Raw genomic sequence first — 19,220 nt, forward strand, 5'->3', positions numbered from 1 at the left:
GCACCTGCATTCATCGGAACCCGGACGTCGGTCGCGGAGTCATAACAGGCATTGGGACGGCGGCGCGTGTCGGGGGACACGCGCCGGCGACACTCCGCCGCGTCACGTCGTCACAGGGGGATCGACCTGCATGGATGCAATCTGCGGCCGCCGGGGAATGCACAACGGGCTTGCGGTGCTGTACTGTCGAGGCATCGTCTTCGGATTTCCGCGAATCGCTTCGAGGGCGTTCCTTCCCCGCCCGGGCCATCTGAGCGCCCGGTGATCCTCCCGGTTCGGCACGTGCGGTTCGGCGTTCCGGACCGCCGCACAAGGGAGCCGACGTCAGCCCGGTGAACCGAGCTGCATTTCTCGCATTCCTCTCGCGTACGCGCCGCGGGTTCCGCCGCCGTACCCGGGAATCGACTCCAGGCGGCGCGGGCCTTTCCGCGCGAGCCTGAGAAAGGACCCACGTGTCCACTTCCACCCTCACCACCGAACGCCCCGCCACCGGTCGCAAGGCGCAGGGGCACACCGTGCCCGCGCAGAGCGCCCGGAAGGGCGGCCAGCAGGGACGGCGTCCCGCCGACGAGGCGCCGGCCGTCCCGTTCCACGGCATCCTCGCCGTCCAGGACAAGCACGCCTTCATCCGCACCTCCGGCTACCTGGCCGGGCCGGACGACGTGCACGTCTCCCTCGCCCAGGTCAGGGCGAACCACCTGCGTCCCGGCGACGCCATCGAGGGCACCGCGAAGGCGCCCAGGTCGAGCCGGGAGAAGTTCGCCGCGCTCGCCCGCGTCGACACCGTGAACGGCCTCCCGGCGGCGGAGGCCGCGAACCGCCCCGAGTTCGGCAAGCTGACCCCGCTGTTCCCGGACGAGCGGCTGCGCCTCGACACCGGCCCGCTCGCCACCCGCGTCATCGACCTGGTCGCGCCGATCGGCAAGGGCCAGCGCGGGCTCATCGTGTCGCCGCCCAAGGTCGGCAAGACGATGGTCCTGCAGGCGGTCGCGAACGCGATCGCGCAGAACAACCCCGAAGTCCACCTCATGGTCGTGCTCATCGACGAGCGGCCCGAGGAGGTCACCGACCTGCAGCGCTCCGTGCGCGGCGAGGTCGTCCACTCGACGTTCGACCGCCCCGCGCAGGACCACACCGCGCTCGCCGAGCTCACCGTGGAGCGCGCCAAGCGCCTCGTCGAGCAGGGCCACGACGTGGTCATGCTGCTCGACTCGATCACCCGGCTCGGCCGCGCCTACAACCTCGCGGCGCCGTCCAGCAGCCGCATCCTCGCCGGCGGTGTCGCGACGACCGCGATCTACCCGCCGAAGAAGTTCTTCGGCGCCGCCCGCAACATCGAGAACGGCGGCTCGCTGACCATCCTCGCCACCGCCCTCGTCGAGACCGGGTCCCGCATGGACGACGTCTTCTTCGAGGAGTACAAGGGCACCGGCAACATGGAGCTGAAGCTCGACCGCGGCCTCGCCGACCGCCGCGTCTTCCCCGCCGTCGACATCGAGGCGTCCGGCACCCGCCGCGACGAACTCCTCATGTCCCCCGAGGAACTCGCCCTCTCCTGGCGCCTCCGCCGCGCCCTCCAGGGCCTGGAGAAGCAGCAGGCCGTGGAGCAGCTCCTGGAGAAGATGAAGGGCACCACCTCCAACGCCGAATTCCTCCTCCGCCTCCAGCAGACCACCTGACCCCCCTCACGCAGGGGGCCGTCGCTGAGACCTCTGACAGCGGACCGCTGCAGAAGGACGACGCCAGGTCGGCGGTCGTTTTCCAGAGGACGACCCTGAGGTTTCCGGTCAGTCGGTGTTCTCGGGTCTGAAGGACTTGAGGATCTTGTCGTAGAGGCGCTGGCCCGGAGTCCAGTCGGGATCGGGTGCGTAGAAGCAGAACTCGTAGCCGGCCGCGCGGCTGCACAGTACGTGTCTGACGCCGTCCTCGTCGCCGGCGTGCCGGCCGTCCCGCCAGGTGAACTCCCATTCGGCGGCGCCTTCGCTCATTTCGGGGACGGGCTCCAGCCGCAGCCGGTGGTAGCCCGGGAAACGGTGCTCCCGCGCCGCCTGGTGCTCCTCGGCGCGCAGCCCGCCCAGCGGGTCACCCGGGGCCGGGGCGATGCGCAGGCCCCGCTCGGACGACGCGTCCTCCCAGGTCATGACCGCACCCTGCCGCTCGGCCTGCCACCCCGCCGGCACGCGCACCGAGTAGGCGCCCGCCTCGCGGTACTTCGCCGTCTTGGCCGTCACGCCCGCCGCCGGACGCAGCGCGACCGCGTCGCTCTTGCCGATCGACGTCCAGCGCGCGGCCCAGGTGCCGGCGCCCGCCGCGAGCACGGCGAGCAGCGCGACGCTGGCGATCGCTCCCGGCCGGACCCGCCGCCCTTTGAACGGCCGCCGCGCACCCAGGGCGCGGGGCGTCCAGGCGTCGCGGTGCCGCCACCAGCCGCGGGCGCGCGGGGAACCGCACGGCGGCGCCCCACCCGATCGCAGCGTCCACGGGACGCGCGGGCCGCGGACGACGCGGTGCGCGGCGCGTTCTTCTTTCGGGAGCGCCGCGCGTGTGATGCCCGGTTCCGGGAGGGAGCCGACGACGTCCCGCAGCAGGTCGGCCGTGGCCTCGGCCGTCAGGCGGTCCTCCGGGCGCTGGCGCAGCAGCCCCTCGATGACGGGGGTCAGCGGGCCCGCCCGCACCGGACGCGCATAGTCGCCCAGCAGCACCGCCATCATGGACGCGAGCGCGTGGCAGCGCAGGAACGGCGAAAAGCCCTCGACCGCCGTGTAGAGCGTCGCGCCTAGTGCCCACAGGTCGGACGCCTCCACGCTCGGCTGCCCGTCCACGCGTTCCGGCGGAAGGTAGGCGGGAGATCCTTCAATACCGGCGGGCATCGTGTCGGCCATCTCCCGGCCATTGCTCATGTGGACGGCGAGCCCGAAGTCGCTGAGCAGAATGCGCCCGTCGTCGCAGACGAGGACATTGCTGGGTTTGACGTCGCGGTGCAGGATGCCGGACGCGTGGGACGCGCGGAGCACCGAAAGGACCGCCGCGCCGATCTCCGCCGTCCGCCGCACGCCGAGCGGGCCGTCCTCGGTGACCAGGCGGTTCAGCGAGGACGACTCCAGGAACTCCATGACGATCCACGGGCGGCCGTCCTCGATGATCAGGTCGTGGACGGCGACGACGCCGGGATGCCGCAGCGCGGCGGTGGCCCGCGCCTCCGCCAGCAGCCGCCGGCACATCACCCTGCGCTCGCTCTGCGTGGTGCGCGGCGGCAGATGGACCTCCTTGACCGCGACGTCCCGGTCGAGCATCTCGTCGTAAGCCCGCCAGACGGTGCCCATGCCGCCCCTGCCGACCACAGAGAGCAGGCGATACCGTCGCACGAGCGGTATCAACCGATCCCCATTCATGCAGGGGATAATCGCCGGAACGCGCCCAAGACACGCCCCTTCGGCATCAATTGATTTTTGACCGCCGCCCAGCGGGAAATGCGTGCGCAGCCGTGGTATAACCGCGCGCGGCGCATTTACTCGAGGACGGTCCTCGCCCACTTGTAGTCGGACTTGCCGACGGCCGTGCGCTGCGCCTCGTCCACCATCGTGATCTGCCGCGGCAGTTTGTAGCCGGCGAGCCGGCCCCGGCAGTGCTCGGTGAGTTGCTCCAGCGTGACGGACGTGCCGGGACGGGGGGCGACGACGGCGGCGACGCGCTGCCCGAACCGCTCGTCCGGGAGGCCGACGACGACCGCGTCGTACACGTCGGGGTGGTCCTTGAGCGCGACCTCGACCTCCTCCGGGTAGACCTTCTCGCCGCCCGTGTTGATCACGAGGGAGCCGCGGCCGAGGAGGGTGATCGTGCCGTCCTCTTCCAGGCTCGCGAAGTCGCCGGGGATCGACCAGCGCGTCCCGGCGGCGTCGGTGAAGAACGTCGACGCCGTCTTCTCGGGGTCGTTGTAGTAACCGAGCGGAATGTGGCCGCTGCGGGCGAGCCTGCCGATCTCGCCGGGCTTCACCACGTTCAGGTCGTCGTCCAGGACGGTGATGCCCGGCTTCATCATGAACCGGGCCGTGCCCTCCTTGGCGCCGACGGACGGGCCGCACGCGCCGGTCTCGGAGGCGCCGTAGTTGTCGAGGAACATGATGTTCGGGAGGTGCTCCTGGAGCGCCTGCTTGGCGCCCTCGGTGAGCGGCGCGCCGCCCGACGCGACCGCGATCAGCGGGGACGTGTCGTATCCGCCGCTCGCCAGCGCCTTCGCGACCGGTCGCGCCATGACGTCCCCGACCAGCATCAGCACGTTCGCCTTCTCTTCGGCGAGCAGCTTCAGCGCCTTGTCGGCGTCGAACGCGTGGTCGGTGTAGAGGACGACCTTGGCGCCGCTGAACAGGCCCATGTACGCGACCCACTGGCCGGCGCCGTGCATGACGGGCGCGCAGTCGAGGACGGCCATGCCTGGCTGGTCGGCGTTGGCGGCCAGTTCCTCGGGGCTGCCGATCGGGTCGCCGAGGACGTTCCCGCCGCCGAGCGCGCCGAAGAAGATGTCCTCGCAGCGCCATTCGACGCCCTTGGGGTAGCCGGTGGTGCCGCCCGTGTACATGATGTAGCGGTCGTCGCTGGAGCGTGCCGGGAAGTCGTCGCTCGGATCGGCGTCCGCGAGGGCCTTCTCGTACTCGATGGCGCCTGGAATGGCGTCCGATGAGCCGTCCTCCAGGACGACGATGTGCCGCAGCTTGGGCAGTTCGCCGCGGATCTCCTCCACCTTCGCCAAGAGCGAACACTCGCCGATCAGCGCGACGGAGTCCGAGTCGGCGAGCACGTGCCGCAGCTCGGCGGCGACGTAGCGGAAGTTCACCGGGATCGGCACGGCGCGGATCTTGAAGACGCCGAGCATCGCCTCGATCCACTCGGCGCGGTTGTAGGCGAGGATCGCGACGTGCTCGCCGGGCCGTACCCCGGCGTCCGCCAGATGGTGGCCGACGCGGCTCGCGCGCTCGCTGAGCTGCCGGTACGTCCGCCGCTCGTCCCCCGCGACCAGCGCGGGACGGTCCGGCCCGGCCGCGGCCAGGATCTCGATCAGGTCGGCCAGGTTGTAGCTTCGCGCCATGCCACGTCCTCGCGGGTGTCGGGGGATCTGCTTCCGATCCTGCTGGTGGACGGCGGGCGAACTCAATGCTTATTGGCAGCCAGTCCAATGAGATGAGTCACATGCCACATCGCCTCATCCGGCCACGCCCACGGTCCTTACACGGCTCTTATCTGGGTACCGGCATGCTTGGCCGTAACGATTCAGTATCAGACGGGGGTAGTGGTGAGCGCAGGCGCGATGGCGTGGACCCCGCCGACGTGGGAGGAGATCGTCAGCGAGCACTCGACCAGGGTGTTCCGGCTGGCGTACCGGCTGACCGGCAACCGGCACGACGCCGAGGACCTGACACAGGACGTCTTCATCCGGGTCTTCCGGTCGCTGTCGTCCTACAGCCCCGGCACGTTCGAGGGCTGGCTGCACCGGATCACGACGAACCTTTTCCTCGACCGTGCCCGCCGCAAGCAGCGCATCCGGTTCGACTCCCTCGGCGACGACGCCGCCGAGCGGCTGCAGGGCCGCGAGCCGACGCCGGCGCAGGCCTACGACGACCGGCACCTGGACGCCGACATCCAGAAGGCGCTGGACGCGCTCGCTCCCGAGTACCGCGCCGCCGTCGTCCTGTGCGACATCGAAGGGCTCTCCTACGAGGAGATCGCGGCGACCCTCAACGTGAAGCTGGGCACCGTCCGCTCCCGCATCCACCGGGGCCGCGCCCAGCTGCGCAACGCCCTGGAGCACCGCCGCCCGGCCGAATGCACGCAGTAGCGCCGGGCATGCAGTGATGAGCGTCACTAGTGACCGCTGAGTAACTTCCGGCCTACCCTTCGGCCGTGGACATCGTCTTCGACCGCCGCGGCGACGGGCCGCCCCTCGTCCTGCTGCACGGCATCGGCCACCGCCGCCAGGGCTGGACGCCCGTCATGGAGCTGCTCGCCGCGGAACGCGACGTCATCGCCGTCGACCTGCCCGGCTTCGGCGACTCCCCGCCGCTCCCGCCCGGCACCCCCTACACGCTCGACACCGTCATCTCGATCCTCGCCGGCTCCCTCGCCGAACTCGGCCTGGACCGTCCGCACATCGCGGGCAATTCGCTCGGCGGCCTGTTCGCGCTCGAAGCCGCCGACCGCGGCCTCGCCAGTTCGGCGACGGGCCTGTCCCCGGCCGGCTTCTTCAACGCGGCCGAACTGCGCTACGCCGCGTCCGTGCTGCGCGCGTCCCGGCTCGGCGCCCGCGTGCCCGACCACGTCCTGGCCCGCCTCGCCCGCTCCCCGCGCCGCCGCGCCGCGATGTTCGGCATGATCTACGGCCGTCCCGACCTGATGGACCTGGAGGCCCTCACCGGCGACGCCCGCGCCATGCGCGACGCGCCGGGCTTCGAGCCCACCCTGCGCGCCGGGCGCGCCACCCGCTTCCTCGGCTCCTGCGCGGACGTCCCCGTCACGATCGCCTGGGGCACCAAGGACCGCCTCCTCCTGCGCAGCCAGGCCATCCGCGCCCAGCGGAAGCTGCCCAACGCCCGCTTCGTCTGGCTGGAGGGCTGCGGCCACGTCCCCATGGCGGACGACCCGGCGCTTGTGGCGGAGGTCCTCCTGGCCGGCAGCGCCCACCCACTGAAAACCCAGACCGCCGCCTGACCCATTACCTCCAGCGGGCGATCAGGGGACGCATCCAGCGTCTGCTTGCGGCCGACCGCCACGTCCATCAACTCGCCGCGGCCGGCCAGCACCTTGGCCCCAGCGCGCGTCAGGGGGCGGGGACGGCGCCGATCTTGTCGACCCAGCCCTGGCGTTCGACGGCGAGGTACTCGCCGCGGCCGGTGCGGCCACCGTGGAGCCGCTCGAAGTCGAGGATCTGCGCGGTCGCCGGGTCCACCGTCAGCCGCGCGCCGCCCGCGCCGATGGCGACGCCGGACCTGCCCATCCGGTCCTTGATCCGTCCGGTGGCGTGGAGGGACGGGCAGTCCGCGAGGACCCGGTAGAGGGCGGCACGGGTGCCCGGGGTCGTGGGGGTCATGAACAGGTGCCAGGCGTTGAAGAAGACGTACTGACAGAAATCAGCAGGGGCGGTGTAGTAGCCTTTCGTGCCGCCCTTGCGGTCCTGCCGCCACAGTTTCCGCAGGTAGTCTTCCAGGCCATTCTTGGTCGCGGGCAGTTTCGCGATGGGCTTCCACTCGATCTCGTGGGAGCCGATGACGGGATTCACCGGATGCGAACCCTTGTCGTACGTCGTGGTGGACGGTTTCGATTCCGTCGTGCCACCGTTCACGTGCAGCGCCGGAGAGCCCGCCGCACGCCAGGCCGCCTCATCCTTCTTGGTAGGGAAGTCGGCCCGGGCGTCCAGGGGACCGTGCAAACGGAACCGCATGCCGCTGCCGCCCGGCAGGGTGCACTTCCAGTGCTCGAAACTGCCGGCGGTTCGCACCTGGAATGTCCGGCGCTTGCCCTGGGGGGTCGGGACGCCGGGTCCGGGCTTGAATGGCATTAGCAGGTCCTGCGACATGCGGGTCCGGGTGTACCAGCAGGCCCCATGGCCGGCGGGCTGCTTAGCGGCCGTTACCGCACTGGCCAGCAGGAACGCACGCGTATTGAGCGCCTCATTCCCTCCGGTGCCGCCCCCGCGGCCGCCTTGCCCGCCCCCGGAGAGCGTCACGGTGGCCACCACCACTGCGGCAGCCGCCACCGTTGCCGTACCGGCGACGATGACCGGCCGCCACTTGCGGACGGCACGCGGACTCGGAGCGGACGCGCCGGCCCGCGCACGGACGGCCGCCACGTCGGGACGCCGTTCATAGGCCGCGTCGGCGAGTTCGTCGATCACCGGCTTCAGACTGTCGATCACGCTGTTGACTTCGTCGTTCTTCACGGCTTCTCCGTGGTGACTCGGGGGTACGGAGCAGGTTCGGGCGTCCGCGCGCCGGTGTCGTCGAGCGCGCCGGCCAGCCGCCGCCGTCCCCGGTGCAGCCGGACGAGGAAGGCGGCGCGGGAGCAACCGGCGACGCGGGCCGCCTCGGCGGGCGCCAGCCCATGCCACGCGGTCAGGGTGACCGCCTCCACCTCCTTGGCGGACAGGGTGCGCAGCGCGGCAAGCGCCTGGTCGCGGGCTATGACGCGGTCGGCGGCGTCCCGCTCGGCGTCGGTCCTGAGGTCGGCCAGCCGGTCGACCAGGCGGCGCGCCCGGCCGGTGGCGCCGTGCGACTGGCGGGCCAGGTTCCGGGCCACGCCCAGCAGCCAGGGCAGTGCCCGCTCCGGCACCTCGTCGATCTTCCGCCACGCGGTCGCGAACACCTCACCGGTGACGTCCTCGGCGGCCTGGGGCGCCACCCGCAGCACGACGTAGCCGAAGACGCTGCGGTAGTGCGTCTCGTAGAGGCGGGTGAATCGGGCTTCTCGCTCGTCCACACCACCTCCTCTCTTCTCGGGTCTGTAACGACAAGAAGTCGCGGAAAGCGCCACCGGATTACATGACAGGCCGAAACTTTTCGTACCTGCCGCGTGATTGGCGCGGACGAACGACCGGGTTAGCATCCGATCCATGGGCTCTGGCTATCGGGTTCTCAGCGAAGAGCAGGTAGCGCACTTCCTTGACCGGGGATACGTCGTCATCAATGGCTGCTTCACCCCGGAGGCCGCCGAAGAGTACACGAGGACCATCTGGAAACGCCTCGGCTACGACCCCGCCAACCCGTCGACCTGGACAGAATCCGGAACCCACCTGCCCGTCCACCGGGAGATGGACATCAAGGAGTTCGCGCCCAAGGCATGGGACGCCGTATGCGACCTGGTCGGCGGCGAAGACCGCATCAAGCAGCCCTACAACTGGGGCGACGGCTTCGTCGTCAACCTCTCGCCGGGCTCAGAAGAGCCATGGTCGCCGCCATCGTCCCGATCCCCCGGCTGGCCCCTACGCGAACCTGGTCGGCCAATGCACGGAATTCGTAGAGGCCACCGGCCGCATAGGCGACGTGTACCTCCTGCACCCTTACATCCTCCACGCCAAAGCACAAAACCTGCTCCGCCGACCGCGCTTCATCACCAACCCACCGGTCACCCTGGCCGAACCAATGAATTTCAACCGCCCGAACCCCGCCGACTTCTCCCTGGTAGAACGAACGATCCTCCGAGCCCTAGCCGTAGACCATTACGACTTCACACCCACTGCTCCGCGAGAAGAAGTCGTCCCCGAACGCGTCCTACGCCAGGCCCGCATGAAGACCGAAGAAGAAGCCCGCCTAGCCGCGGAGCCCCGTTAACCGACAGGACTATCCGGCGAATCCAGCCACACCCGCTGCCCCTCCGCCGAAACCGTCACCCCATACCGACACGCCTCCGGCTCACCGGCCGCCGTCCACCGCTCCTCGGTCTCATGGAGCACAGTTTGCGGTAGGCGCTGGCCACGCAGCGGCATGAAACGCACCGGTGCGGTGAACCTCCCTTCGGCACTCCCGTCCTCGCGGACGACCAGCACGGCCAGGGGGCCCGCCGGATGAAAGGTAGCCGCCCAGGGCACCACGACCAGGCCACCGGCCCTCGTCTGCTCAACCCACGCATACGGAACGGTGTGAGCCGCCGCAGTGGCCAGCACTCGATCGAACGGCGCGTATTGGGGGGCGCCGACCTCCCCGTCCCCAGCGATGACGGTCACACTCGGCTGACCGGCGACGCGCAATGCCCGGCGGGCATGCTCGGCTACTTCATGATCGATCTCAACCGACACCACCTCGGCCCCGAGCGCCGTCAGGCAGGCCGCGTTGTAGCCGGTGCCGGTACCGATCTCCAGCACGCGCATGCCTGGCTCAAGCTGCAAGGACTCGATCATTTGAGCCATCACCGATGGAGCGGACGAGGACGAGACCGGCCACATCCCGTCCTTCACCTGCGTGGCGATCGCCCCGTCCGACGTCACCAACCGCTCCCACTCGTCCGGCGCATGCGCCCGCGACAACTCCACGAACCGGCCGTCCTCGATCACCCAGACCGTCTCCGGGACGAACAGCTGCCGATCGACGTCCGGTAGTCCGGGAAAGCCACTCATCCTTCCCCAGTCCCGTTACACGCGTTGTAAGTGATCTTCTGTTCCTTGTTGTCAAGATTGACCTTCACCCACGCTTTCCCGCCGCACGAGCCACATGACTGCTTCTTGCCATGCTTTCCCATCTCGCCCTCCTTGCGACGTCCCGGCCGTCTCACAGTGGCAGGGCGACGACAATCCCTCAATCACTAAAAGGATACATTCAACTACACAGTGCATTGGGGTTGCGGGTCACCGAAGACCACCGGCAGACGTCATCCGGGTGATGTCGGAACAGGGTGAACGAGCCGGCGGTTATGTCAGGTCGTAGCGTCCCGTGAGGACGTCCGCATGGAAGGCCCGCCACGACGCGGCACTGAACGCCAGCTTCGGCCCGCCCGGGTCCTTACTGTCCCGGACGGCCGTCCCACAACAGTCGCAGGCCCCGACCTCGACACAGTCGACCCCACCGTTGCCGCTGTGGCTGCTCACCTTCCAGGAAGCCACTTCGACACACGCAGCGTTGTTTGCACTGCGACTGCTCTTACACCACGTGAGTTCGCTGTTAAGATCCATTGCGCGATCTCTTTCAGGGTAGGCTATTGACTGCTTCCTTGATCAACGAACGCGATTCATCGGGCCCGAGGGCCCGTGCCCGCAACTGATCGAACAAGATGGAGTAGGTCTCGATCTCGGCTGGCTGTTCCAGGTAGAGGCCATTTAGCCGTAGCTCAAGGTAGACGACATCCGGGTCCACCGGCTCAGGGAAGCCGAGAATGCTGAATCCACCGCCAGCGAATGCTGGATGCGCTCCAGCATCGAAGGGAAGGATCTGAAGATCCACGCTTTCGCACCGAGAAACGGTCACCAAGTGGTCCAGCTGCTCACGCATCACCTTTGAGCCCCCAACCTTCCTCCGGATCACGTCCTCGTTGAGGATGAACCAGCTCTTCAGAGGATTCTCCCCGGAGAGCCGCTCCTGACGTTTCATGCGAACGGTGACCATCCTGTCGATCTCTTCTTCAGAATAGGTCCGAAGTTCCGCTCCGGCCATGGCTCGGATGTAGGCATCGGTCTGAAGGAGTCCGGGGAGCACGTCCACGCTGTACTGCTGGAGGGTGCTGGCCTCTTCTTCCAGGCCGGTGTATGCGCTGACGAACTCCGGTAGGTCGTACTTCTGCCACCAGCCCTTGATGCGGCACTGGCGGGCCAGGGTCACCAGTTCGTCGGTCTCTTGGGCGCCCAGGCCGTAGAGCTTGCACAGCATGGCGATGTCGCCGGGCTTGGGGTTGTGCGTCGCCGCCTCGATGCGGCTGATCGTGACCGGGCTGATGCCGGCGAACGTCGCCGCCTCTTCGCGGGTCTTCCGCGTGTCCTTGCGGAACTGCCGCATGATCGCGGCCAGCCGTCGGCGGCGGACGGTGGGGCTCGTCCGTCTCGTGGTCATCGTCACCTCACGGGAAGTTTGTCCACAGAGTGACCATAGATTTTTTGACCCAGGTCACTTGAATCGCTTGCCATCACATTCATGGTCAGCTCACACTCGGAGCGTAACGACCCGTGACGCGACGTGTCCGGATCTTCGGCTTATTCGGCCGAGCACGTCCACCTGGGATGAGGGGGCTGACCTGATGGGGTTCGGTGGCTGGGGCAGGCGTCTTGTGGCCCGGGAGAGCGGGGCGCGTCGCTGCGGAGGTCGGGGAGGCAGTGCCGGTGGTGGAGATGCTTCCGCTGGTGGCCGAGGTGGGGAGTGTGGCGGTGGGGCGGCGGTGGTTGCGGGACGTCCTTGAACCGGAGTTCGGTGAGGGGCATCCCAAGGTGGACGACACTCTGCAGGCGCTCTCGGAGGTCCTTACCAATGCCGTCCTCTATGGGACGGGGCGGCACGTCCGGGTGACTTGCACGGTGGACGGCGATGGCGCGGAGGTCGCCGTCCACAACGATGGGCGAGCGGGCGGGATGCGGCCGCAGCGGCAGAACGCGGCGCCGGATGCCGAAGGCGGGCGGGGGCTGGACCTCGTGGCGGCGTTCAGCGATCAGTGGGGGATCAAGCTGATACCCCCGGACGAAGTCAAGGTGTGGTTCCGGGTGAGGTTCGCGTGAACGGGCATGCGCACCGGCCTCGCGCCAGGCACCGCGGGGCGTCCGACCGGTATGCCCTGGGCATGGTGCACGGCGCGATCGTCGGGACGGGGATGGGGCTGATCCTGGTCGGGCTGGTGCTGGCGGCCTTGCTGCGGTGAGTCAGGCGGCCAGGATCGTGCCGAGGATGAGCACGGCGAGGCTGAGGAGGCCGATCGAGGCGCGTAGGAGGCCGGCGCTGCGGGCTCCGCGGCGTACGCGGGCGGCCAGTTGCGCGTCGTCGGGGCTGGCCAGGGCGTCGCGGCGGAGGCGGGTCATGCGGCGCGCCTGGAGGACGCCGAAGGCGAGGGCGGCGACCAGCGCGGCGGTCAGCACGACCGTCGCGGTGAGGGTGCCGTCCCAGGGGCGGCCGGCGACCAGCGCGGCGCCGGTGCCGATGGCCACCACAAGTGCGGCGGTACCCACGATCCCGTACATCCGGCCGAGGGCGCGGAAGAACGCGACGCGGTCGCCGGGGCCGAGCGTCCGGAAGGTGACCCGGGCGACCACGCCGATCGCGACGAACCCGCCGAACCACACGGACGTGGCGATGAGAAGGACGCAGGCGAGCGCGACCTCGACCCCATGAGACATGTGCACCCACTCGGCTTCCCGGTAATCCGTTCGCCTATTTTTTACAAGATTGCTTGTGTAAATACAAGGCGACGTCGTGTGATGTGCGTCCGAGACCCGGTGGCGGCGGTCAGGGCTTGCGGCCGACGGCGCCGAAGGCGTCCACCACGGGTTCGCGGATCTCGGGGACGGGGCGCCAGCGGGAGCACGAGACCACGCCCGGCTCCTCGATGTCGAGGCCGTCGAAGTACGCGGCGATCTCGTCAGGGGTGCGCAGGGTGACGGTGGGCCTGCCGCCCGACTCGTTCCACTTGCGGGCGCTCTGCTCGGAGCGTTCGCCGTGGACGACGCTGGTCGGGTGGTTGATGACCAGGCGGCTTCCGGACGGCATGGCCGACATCAGCCGGTGCACGATCGCGTGGGACTCCTCCACGCCCTCGACGTGGTGCAGGATCCCGACCAGCATGACGGCGATCGGCTGGGTGAAGTCCAGCAGGTTCCGGGCCTGCGCGAGGATCTCGTCCGGTTCGTACAGGTCGGCGTCGATGTAGTGGCACTCGCCTTCGGGACTGCTGGTCAGCAGGGCGCGCGCGTGGACCAGCACCAGCGGGTCGTGGTCGACGTAGACGATCCGGCATTCCGGCGCGGCGCGCTGCGCGACCTGGTGCGTGTTGTCCGCGGTGGGCAGGCCGGTGCCGATGTCGAGGAACTGCCGGATGCCCTCCGCGACGAGATGGCGGACGGCGCGGCCGAGGAACGCGCGGTCGGCGCGAGCCTGCTCCAGCATGTCGGGCTTCACGCTGATGGAGTGCTCGGCGGCCTGCCGGTCGGCCTCGAAGTTGTCCTTGCCGCCCAGGAGGTAGTTCCAGACCCGGGCGGAACGGGGGATGTGCGACTTGAGCGCGTCCCCGGCCGGCTGGACGGTTCCGGGGCCTTCTCCCTGCTCGCCCATCGGACGCTCCCTCTCTCGCCGGCGGTGAACGCGATTCTAGGGCGCCGGGCCGTCCGGGGGGCGGGGTCCGGGAACAAGGCCGGGTTGACAAGTGTTTGAACACTCAACTAACCTTCGACACGTTGTTGAAGTTTCAAGGACCTACCAGAGGGAGTCACCATGAGCATCGCCGCCGTCGCCCCCGAGCTGACCGCCGGGACCTGGAACATCGACCCCGGGCACTCCGAGGTCACCTTCGTGATCCGGCACCTGATGACCAAGGTGCGCGGCACGTTCACCGAGTTCACCGGGTCCGTGCAGATCGCCGAGGAGCTGGCGGAGTCGACCGCGACGGCCGAGATCCAGGTGGCCTCGATCGACACCCGCAACCCCGACCGGGACGCGCACGTGCGCACCTCCGACGTCCTCGACGTCGAGAAGTTCCCGACCATGACCTTCGCGACCACGGGCGTGCGCGCCGAGGACGGCGAGTACCTGCTGGACGGCGAGCTGACGATCAAGGACGTCACCCGCCCGCTCACGCTCGCGCTGGAGTACAACGGCGTCGGCCAGGACCCCTGGGGCGGGACGCGCGCCGGGTTCTCCGCCGCCGCCACGATCAACCGCAAGGACTGGGGCGTCGAGTTCAACATCCCGCTGGGCGGCGAGAAGGCCCTGCTCAGCGACAAGGTCGACATCCAGCTGGAGATCCAGGCCGTCCGCACCTGAGCGGTAAAATCTTCGTCAAGAGGGGCTGTCCGGTTTCGGGCGGCCCTTCTCGCGTCCAGGCGGGACGAGCGGCAGCCGGAGTGCGAAACGGGCGCCGGACGGGTGGTCCTCGACCCGGAGCGTCCCGCCGTGCGCCCGCGCGATCTCGCGGGCGATCGCCAGGCCGAGCCCGGTGCCTCCGGCGGCGCGGCTGCGCGCGCTGTCGAGGCGGGTGAAGCGCTCGAAGACGCGTTCCCGGTCGGCGGGCGCTATTCCGACCCCGTCGTCGGTGACGGTGAGCAGCGCCAGGCCGTCCTCCCCGGCCACCTCCACGGTGATGGACGAGTCGGCGTAGCGGTCGGCGTTGTCCAGCAGGTTGCCGAGCAGCCGGACGAGCTGCATGCGCACCCCGCGAATCATCGTGGCCGGAGCGAACTCGGTGGCGATCTCCCGTGCGGACGCGCGGCGGCGGATCTCGGCCGCCGCCAGCTCGGACAGGTCGATCGGCTCCTGCACAGCCGTCCCGCCGGTGCCGATGCGGGCGAGCAGCAGCAGGTCGGTGACGATCGACTCCAGCCGGTCGGTGTCGTGGAGCGCCGACCGGATCACCTCGCGCAGGTCGTTGTCCTCGGGGTGCGCCGTGGCGTCCTCCAGGTTCGCGCGGAGCCCGGCGAGCGGGCTGCGCAGCTCGTGGGACGCGTCGGAGGCGAACTGCCGCTGCCGCCCGACCGCGCGCTCCAGCCGGTCCAGCGTCGCGTTCGCGGTGCGGGCGAGCTGCGCGATCTCGTCCTCGCCGGGCGGCTCGGGGACGCGGCGGCTCAGGTCGGTGGCGCTGATCTCGGCGAGCTGGGCGCGGATCGCCTCGACCGGGCCGAGGGTGCGGCCGACGACCCGCCACGTGATCGACGCGACCGTCCCGGCCAGCAGCAGGACGCCGGCGGCGAGCACCGCCTCCAGCAACCCGTTCACCAGATACGACGGCAGCCGCTCGGACGCGTAGACGACGACGGAGTCGGCGGCGGTGCTGACCCGGATGGCCTCCACGACGAAGCATTCGCGGTCCGGCCAGGAGCCGTGGCATTCGGTGAAGTCGCGGACGCGCAGGTTGCTCGACGGCCATAGTCTGCTCACCGGCGGACGGCCTGAGGCGGCGGCCGTGGCGTTCGTCACCCGGCCGCCGGGCTCGACCACCTGGGCGAGGATGCGGCCCCGGGTGAGGTCCGGGATCGCCCCCTCCAGCGACCCGTCGCGCACCGCGCCGCTCACCCGGCGGGCGTCCACCTGGGTCTGCCGGAGGTGATCGGCCCTGACCTCCGCGCGCACGGCGATGTCGACGCCGGCCGCCGTGGCGCCGAAGACCAGCGCCGCGATCACGGCGGCGACGAGCGTGTCCCTGGCCCGGATGGACCGGGGGCGCATGCGCATGGTCCCTCCCGGGCACACGTTATCCGCCGATCACCGATCGGGGAGCCCGAAAAGGGATGCCGGGTTTTCACCTTCCCTCACCGGGACATCCCGTTTTATGACGGTTCCTCCGAAGCACAGGGACGGACACATGGGCAGGGACGTGGCTTCGGTCACCATCAGCGGCGAGGACAGGCGGCGGTATCGCGAGAAGGTGCGCAGATGCCTGGACGTGCTGGCCCGCATGCTGGGCGAATCCCAGTTCGACTTCGAGCGCCCCCATATCGGCCTGGAGATCGAGCTCAACCTGATCGACTCCATCGGCGATCCGCTGATGCGCAACGCGGACGTCCTGAAGGCGATCGCCGACCCGGCCTGGGCAACGGAGCTCGGCCAGTTCAACCTGGAGATCAACATTCCGCCCCGCGAACTCGGCGGGGAGGGCACCGGCGAGCTGGAGGCCGAGGTCCGCGACCATCTCCAGCACGCCGACGGCCGCGCCAACGAGGTCGGCGGCCGGCTCCTCATGATCGGCATCCTGCCGACGCTGCGGCGCAGCGACATCGGCGAGGAGACCCTCTCGGCCAACGCCCGCTACAAGATGCTGAACGACCAGATCTTCGCCGCGCGCGGCGAGGAGATGCGCATCGACATCGACGGGCGCGACCCGCTGCGCATGCACGCCGACACGATCATCCCGGAGGCCGCCTGCACGAGCGTCCAGTTCCACCTCCAGGTCAGCCCCGACCAGTTCGGCGCCTACTGGAACGCCGCCCAGGCCGTCGCCGGCCCCCAGGTCGCGATGGGCGCGAACTCCCCGTTCCTGTTCGGGCACCGGCTCTGGCAGGAGACCCGGATCACGCTGTTCGAGCAGGCCACCGACACCCGCCCGGACGAGCTGAAGACCCAGGGCGTCCGGCCCCGCGTCTGGTTCGGCGAGCGCTGGATCACCTCCGTCTTCGACCTGTTCGAGGAGAACACCCGCTACTTCCCGTCCCTGCTGCCGCTCTGCGACGAGGAGGACCCCCGCGAGGTCCTGGACGAGGGCGGCATCCCCGAACTCGGCGAGCTCACCCTCCACAACGGGACGGTCTACCGCTGGAACCGGCCCATCTACGCGGTCGTGAAAGGCCGCCCCCACCTGCGCGTCGAGAACCGCGTCCTGCCCGCCGGGCCGACCGTCGCCGACGTCGTCGCCAACGGCGCCTTCTACTACGGCGTCGTCCGGATGCTCGCCGAGGCCGACCGCCCCGTCTGGACCCGCATGTCCTTCGCCACCGCCGAGGAGAACCTGCACCGCGCCGCCCGCGACGGCCTCGACGCCACCCTCTACTGGCCCGGCATGGGCGAGGTCCCCGCCGCCGAACTCGTCCTCCGCAAACTGCTGCCCCTGGCCCACGAGGGCCTCGACCGCTGGGGCGTCGACCCGGCCCGCCGCGACCGCCTCCTCGGCATCATCGAACGCCGCTGCGTCACCGGCCAGACCGGCGCCGCCTGGCAGATCGCCACGGTCGACGCCATCGAGGAGTCCTACGGCACCCCCCGCCACGACGCCCTCCGCATGATGACCCGCTCCTACGCCGAACACATGCGCGACAACACCCCCGTCCACCTATGGCCCATCGGCCCCTGATCTTCACGAGTCCTGCACAAATCGTGACCGGGGCGCGCATAACGGGCTTCTAGAGTCTGGCGCGTGACTGGGAACGAGACTCGGGTTCTTGTCGTCGAGGACGAGCCGACGATCGCGCGGGCCGTCGCCGACCGGCTGGTGGCCGAAGGGTTCGGCGTCGAGGTGGCCGGGGACGGGCCGTCGGCGGTCGAGCGGGCGCGGGCGTACGAGCCGCACCTCATCGTGCTGGACGTCATGCTGCCCGGATTCGACGGGCTTGAGGTGTGCCGGCGCGTCCAGGCGGAACGTTTCGTGCCGGTGCTGATGCTGACGGCGCGGGACGACGAGACCGATCTGCTCGTGGGGCTCGGCGTCGGCGCCGACGACTACGTGACCAAGCCGTTCAGCATGCGGGAGCTGGTCGCGCGCATCCGGGCGGTGCTGCGCCGGGTCGGGCGGCCCGCGATGGACGCGGCGGACGGCGGCGCGGTGCGGGTCGGGGAGGTGGAGGTCGATGAGCGGGCCCGGCGCGTCCGGCGGGACGGCAGCGAGGTCCACCTCACCCCGACCGAGTTCGACCTGCTCGCGTGCCTGTTGCGCAACCAGGGGACGGTGCTGACCCGCGCCGTCCTGCTGGAGCAGGTGTGGGACTGGGCGGACGCGTCCGGAACCCGGGTTGTGGACAGCCACGTGAAGGCGCTGCGGCGCAAGCTCGGGCAGGAGCTGATCCGCACCGTGCACGGGGTCGGCTACAGCCTGGAGGTCGCGTCGTGAGCGCCGTCGTCCACCGGCTGTGGGCGCGGCTGCCCCGGCCGCTGGACCCGCTCCGGTCGATCAAGGTGAAGTTCGGCGTGGTGGTCGTCGTGACCGCGTGCGTCGCCGTGCTGATCGTCCTGTGGGGCTACCCGATGGGGTTCCGCGCGCGGCAGACGATGCCGGTCGGCGTGCTGATCTCGCTGGGCGTGATCCAGCTGCTCGCGCACGGGATGACCGCGCCGCTGCGGGAGATGACGGCGGCGGCGCGGGCGATGGCGCGCGGCGACTACAGCCGCCGGGTGCGGGCCACGTCGCGGGACGAGGTCGGCGAGCTGGCCCAGGCGTTCAACCGGATGGCCGCCGACCTCGCCGAGGTGGAGCGGCAGCGCCGCGAGTTCGTCGCCAACGTGTCGCACGAGCTGCGCACGCCGATCAGCGCGCTGCGCGCCGTCCTGGAGAACGTCGCGGACGGGGTGACGCCCGCGACGCCGGACGTCCTCGAATCGGCGCTCGACCAGACCGAGCGGCTCGGGCGCCTCGTCACCCAGCTCCTCGACCTGTCGCGGGCGGACGCCGGGGCCGCGGTCCTCGACCTCGCCGACATCGACGTCGCCGCCTTCGTGGACGACGTCACGGCCGAGGCGCGGGCCAGTCACCCGGAGGCCGTGTTCGAGACCGGCGTCGCACCCGATCTGCACGCCGTCGCCGACCGCGACCGGCTGCACCAGGTCGTCGCGAACCTGCTCGACAACGCCGCCCGGCACGGCCCGGACGGCCGTCCCATCACCGTCACCGCCCGCGCGAACCAACCCGGCGGACTGATCATCGAAGTAGCCGATGAGGGGCCCGGCATACCGCCCGCGGAGCGCGCCCGCGTGTTCGAGCGCTTCTCGCGCGGCTCGGTGTCCGGCCCCGGGACGCCCGGCGGCGGCACCGGCCTCGGCCTCGCCATCGCGAGCTGGGCCACCGACCTGCACGGCGGCGACATCACCGTCCTGGACACCCCGCGCGGCTGCCGCGTCCGCGTCACGATCCCCCCGAAC

At 70.1% G+C, this 19,220-nt stretch carries 18 protein-coding genes and 1 pseudogene; 9 read left to right on the forward strand and 10 right to left on the reverse strand.

The genetic code is table 11. The features are described from left to right. Positions 1 to 563: 563 nt before the first annotated feature. Positions 564 to 1,679, forward strand: a pseudogene (rho, locus tag HUX53_RS15105) (transcription termination factor Rho); the annotation flags it as partial. Positions 1,680 to 1,787: 108 nt separating this feature from the next. Here rho and HUX53_RS15110 read toward each other — a convergent pair. Beyond that, positions 1,788 to 3,392, reverse strand: a complete 1,605-nt coding sequence (locus HUX53_RS15110) for a serine/threonine-protein kinase (protein WP_255205270.1) — start codon at positions 3,390 to 3,392, stop codon at positions 1,788 to 1,790. Between the two features lie 116 nt (positions 3,393 to 3,508). After that, positions 3,509 to 5,083: an acyl-CoA synthetase gene (locus tag HUX53_RS15115; protein WP_176403819.1), complete on the reverse strand. Its 1,575-nt coding sequence runs from the start codon at positions 5,081 to 5,083 to the stop codon at positions 3,509 to 3,511. A gap of 219 nt (positions 5,084 to 5,302) precedes the next feature. On the opposite strand from HUX53_RS15115, the gene sigE reads away from it, so the two are divergent. Further along, on the forward strand, positions 5,303 to 5,830 hold the full coding sequence (gene sigE, locus HUX53_RS15120; RefSeq protein WP_176403839.1) for an RNA polymerase sigma factor SigE: 528 nt from the start codon (positions 5,303 to 5,305) through the stop codon (positions 5,828 to 5,830). Positions 5,831 to 5,895: 65 nt separating this feature from the next. Beyond that, on the forward strand, positions 5,896 to 6,699 hold the full coding sequence (locus tag HUX53_RS15125) for an alpha/beta fold hydrolase (RefSeq protein ID WP_176403820.1): 804 nt from the start codon (positions 5,896 to 5,898) through the stop codon (positions 6,697 to 6,699). 109 nt (positions 6,700 to 6,808) lie between these two features. Here HUX53_RS15125 and HUX53_RS15130 read toward each other — a convergent pair whose 3' ends face one another. The 5 genes from HUX53_RS15130 to HUX53_RS15150 form a co-directional block, all read right to left on the reverse strand. Then, positions 6,809 to 7,927: a hypothetical protein gene (locus HUX53_RS15130; RefSeq protein ID WP_176403821.1), complete on the reverse strand. Its 1,119-nt coding sequence runs from the start codon at positions 7,925 to 7,927 to the stop codon at positions 6,809 to 6,811. Beyond that, on the reverse strand, positions 7,924 to 8,463 hold the full coding sequence (locus HUX53_RS15135) for an RNA polymerase sigma factor (protein WP_176403822.1): 540 nt from the start codon (positions 8,461 to 8,463) through the stop codon (positions 7,924 to 7,926). The genes HUX53_RS15130 and HUX53_RS15135 overlap by 4 nt, the downstream gene beginning before the upstream one ends. Positions 8,464 to 9,310: 847 nt before the next feature. Beyond that, positions 9,311 to 10,096: a protein-L-isoaspartate O-methyltransferase gene (locus HUX53_RS15140; protein ID WP_176403823.1), complete on the reverse strand. Its 786-nt coding sequence runs from the start codon at positions 10,094 to 10,096 to the stop codon at positions 9,311 to 9,313. 291 nt (positions 10,097 to 10,387) lie between these two features. Then, positions 10,388 to 10,648, reverse strand: a complete 261-nt coding sequence (locus tag HUX53_RS15145) for a DUF397 domain-containing protein (RefSeq protein ID WP_176403824.1) — start codon at positions 10,646 to 10,648, stop codon at positions 10,388 to 10,390. Positions 10,649 to 10,661: 13 nt separating this feature from the next. Continuing rightward, the gene (locus HUX53_RS15150) at positions 10,662 to 11,519 is read right to left on the reverse strand and encodes a helix-turn-helix transcriptional regulator (RefSeq protein WP_176403825.1); all 858 of its coding nucleotides are present in this window, start codon (positions 11,517 to 11,519) and stop codon (positions 10,662 to 10,664) included. A gap of 275 nt (positions 11,520 to 11,794) precedes the next feature. On the opposite strand from HUX53_RS15150, the gene HUX53_RS15155 reads away from it, so the two are divergent. Together HUX53_RS15155 and HUX53_RS15160 are read left to right on the forward strand one after the other, a co-directional pair. After that, positions 11,795 to 12,175, forward strand: coding sequence for an ATP-binding protein (locus HUX53_RS15155; protein WP_255205277.1), 381 nt, complete (start codon positions 11,795 to 11,797; stop codon positions 12,173 to 12,175). Then, on the forward strand, positions 12,172 to 12,315 hold the full coding sequence (locus tag HUX53_RS15160) for a hypothetical protein (RefSeq protein ID WP_176403827.1): 144 nt from the start codon (positions 12,172 to 12,174) through the stop codon (positions 12,313 to 12,315). Before HUX53_RS15155 ends, HUX53_RS15160 begins: the two co-directional genes overlap by 4 nt. Position 12,316: 1 nt before the next feature. Here HUX53_RS15160 and HUX53_RS15165 read toward each other — a convergent pair whose 3' ends face one another. Next, positions 12,317 to 12,787 (reverse strand): hypothetical protein, encoded by a 471-nt coding sequence (locus HUX53_RS15165; protein ID WP_176403828.1) that lies wholly within the window; start codon positions 12,785 to 12,787, stop codon positions 12,317 to 12,319. Between the two features lie 109 nt (positions 12,788 to 12,896). Beyond that, positions 12,897 to 13,718, reverse strand: coding sequence for an SAM-dependent methyltransferase (locus HUX53_RS15170; protein WP_176403829.1), 822 nt, complete (start codon positions 13,716 to 13,718; stop codon positions 12,897 to 12,899). Between the two features lie 159 nt (positions 13,719 to 13,877). On the opposite strand from HUX53_RS15170, the gene HUX53_RS15175 reads away from it, so the two are divergent. Then, positions 13,878 to 14,426: a YceI family protein gene (locus HUX53_RS15175; RefSeq protein ID WP_176403830.1), complete on the forward strand. Its 549-nt coding sequence runs from the start codon at positions 13,878 to 13,880 to the stop codon at positions 14,424 to 14,426. A 15-nt stretch (positions 14,427 to 14,441) separates the two neighbouring features. Here the strand turns inward: HUX53_RS15175 and HUX53_RS15180 are convergent, their stop codons facing one another. Further along, positions 14,442 to 15,830, reverse strand: a complete 1,389-nt coding sequence (locus HUX53_RS15180; RefSeq protein WP_176403831.1) for a cell wall metabolism sensor histidine kinase WalK — start codon at positions 15,828 to 15,830, stop codon at positions 14,442 to 14,444. Between the two features lie 130 nt (positions 15,831 to 15,960). Between HUX53_RS15180 and HUX53_RS15185 the strand changes: the two genes are divergently transcribed. From HUX53_RS15185 to HUX53_RS15195, 3 genes are all read left to right on the forward strand, one after another. Further along, on the forward strand, positions 15,961 to 17,442 hold the full coding sequence (locus HUX53_RS15185; protein ID WP_176403832.1) for a glutamate--cysteine ligase: 1,482 nt from the start codon (positions 15,961 to 15,963) through the stop codon (positions 17,440 to 17,442). Between the two features lie 63 nt (positions 17,443 to 17,505). Then, positions 17,506 to 18,195, forward strand: a complete 690-nt coding sequence (locus HUX53_RS42535) for a response regulator transcription factor (protein WP_176403833.1) — start codon at positions 17,506 to 17,508, stop codon at positions 18,193 to 18,195. Beyond that, the coding region (locus tag HUX53_RS15195; RefSeq protein ID WP_309237236.1) for a HAMP domain-containing sensor histidine kinase at positions 18,192 to 19,220 on the forward strand (1,029 nt) is incomplete at its 3' end. The genes HUX53_RS42535 and HUX53_RS15195, both read left to right, overlap by 4 nt.

It is taken from the genome of Actinomadura sp. BRA 177 (genome assembly GCF_013372625.1).
In the GTDB taxonomy this organism is placed as follows: domain Bacteria; phylum Actinomycetota; class Actinomycetes; order Streptosporangiales; family Streptosporangiaceae; genus Spirillospora.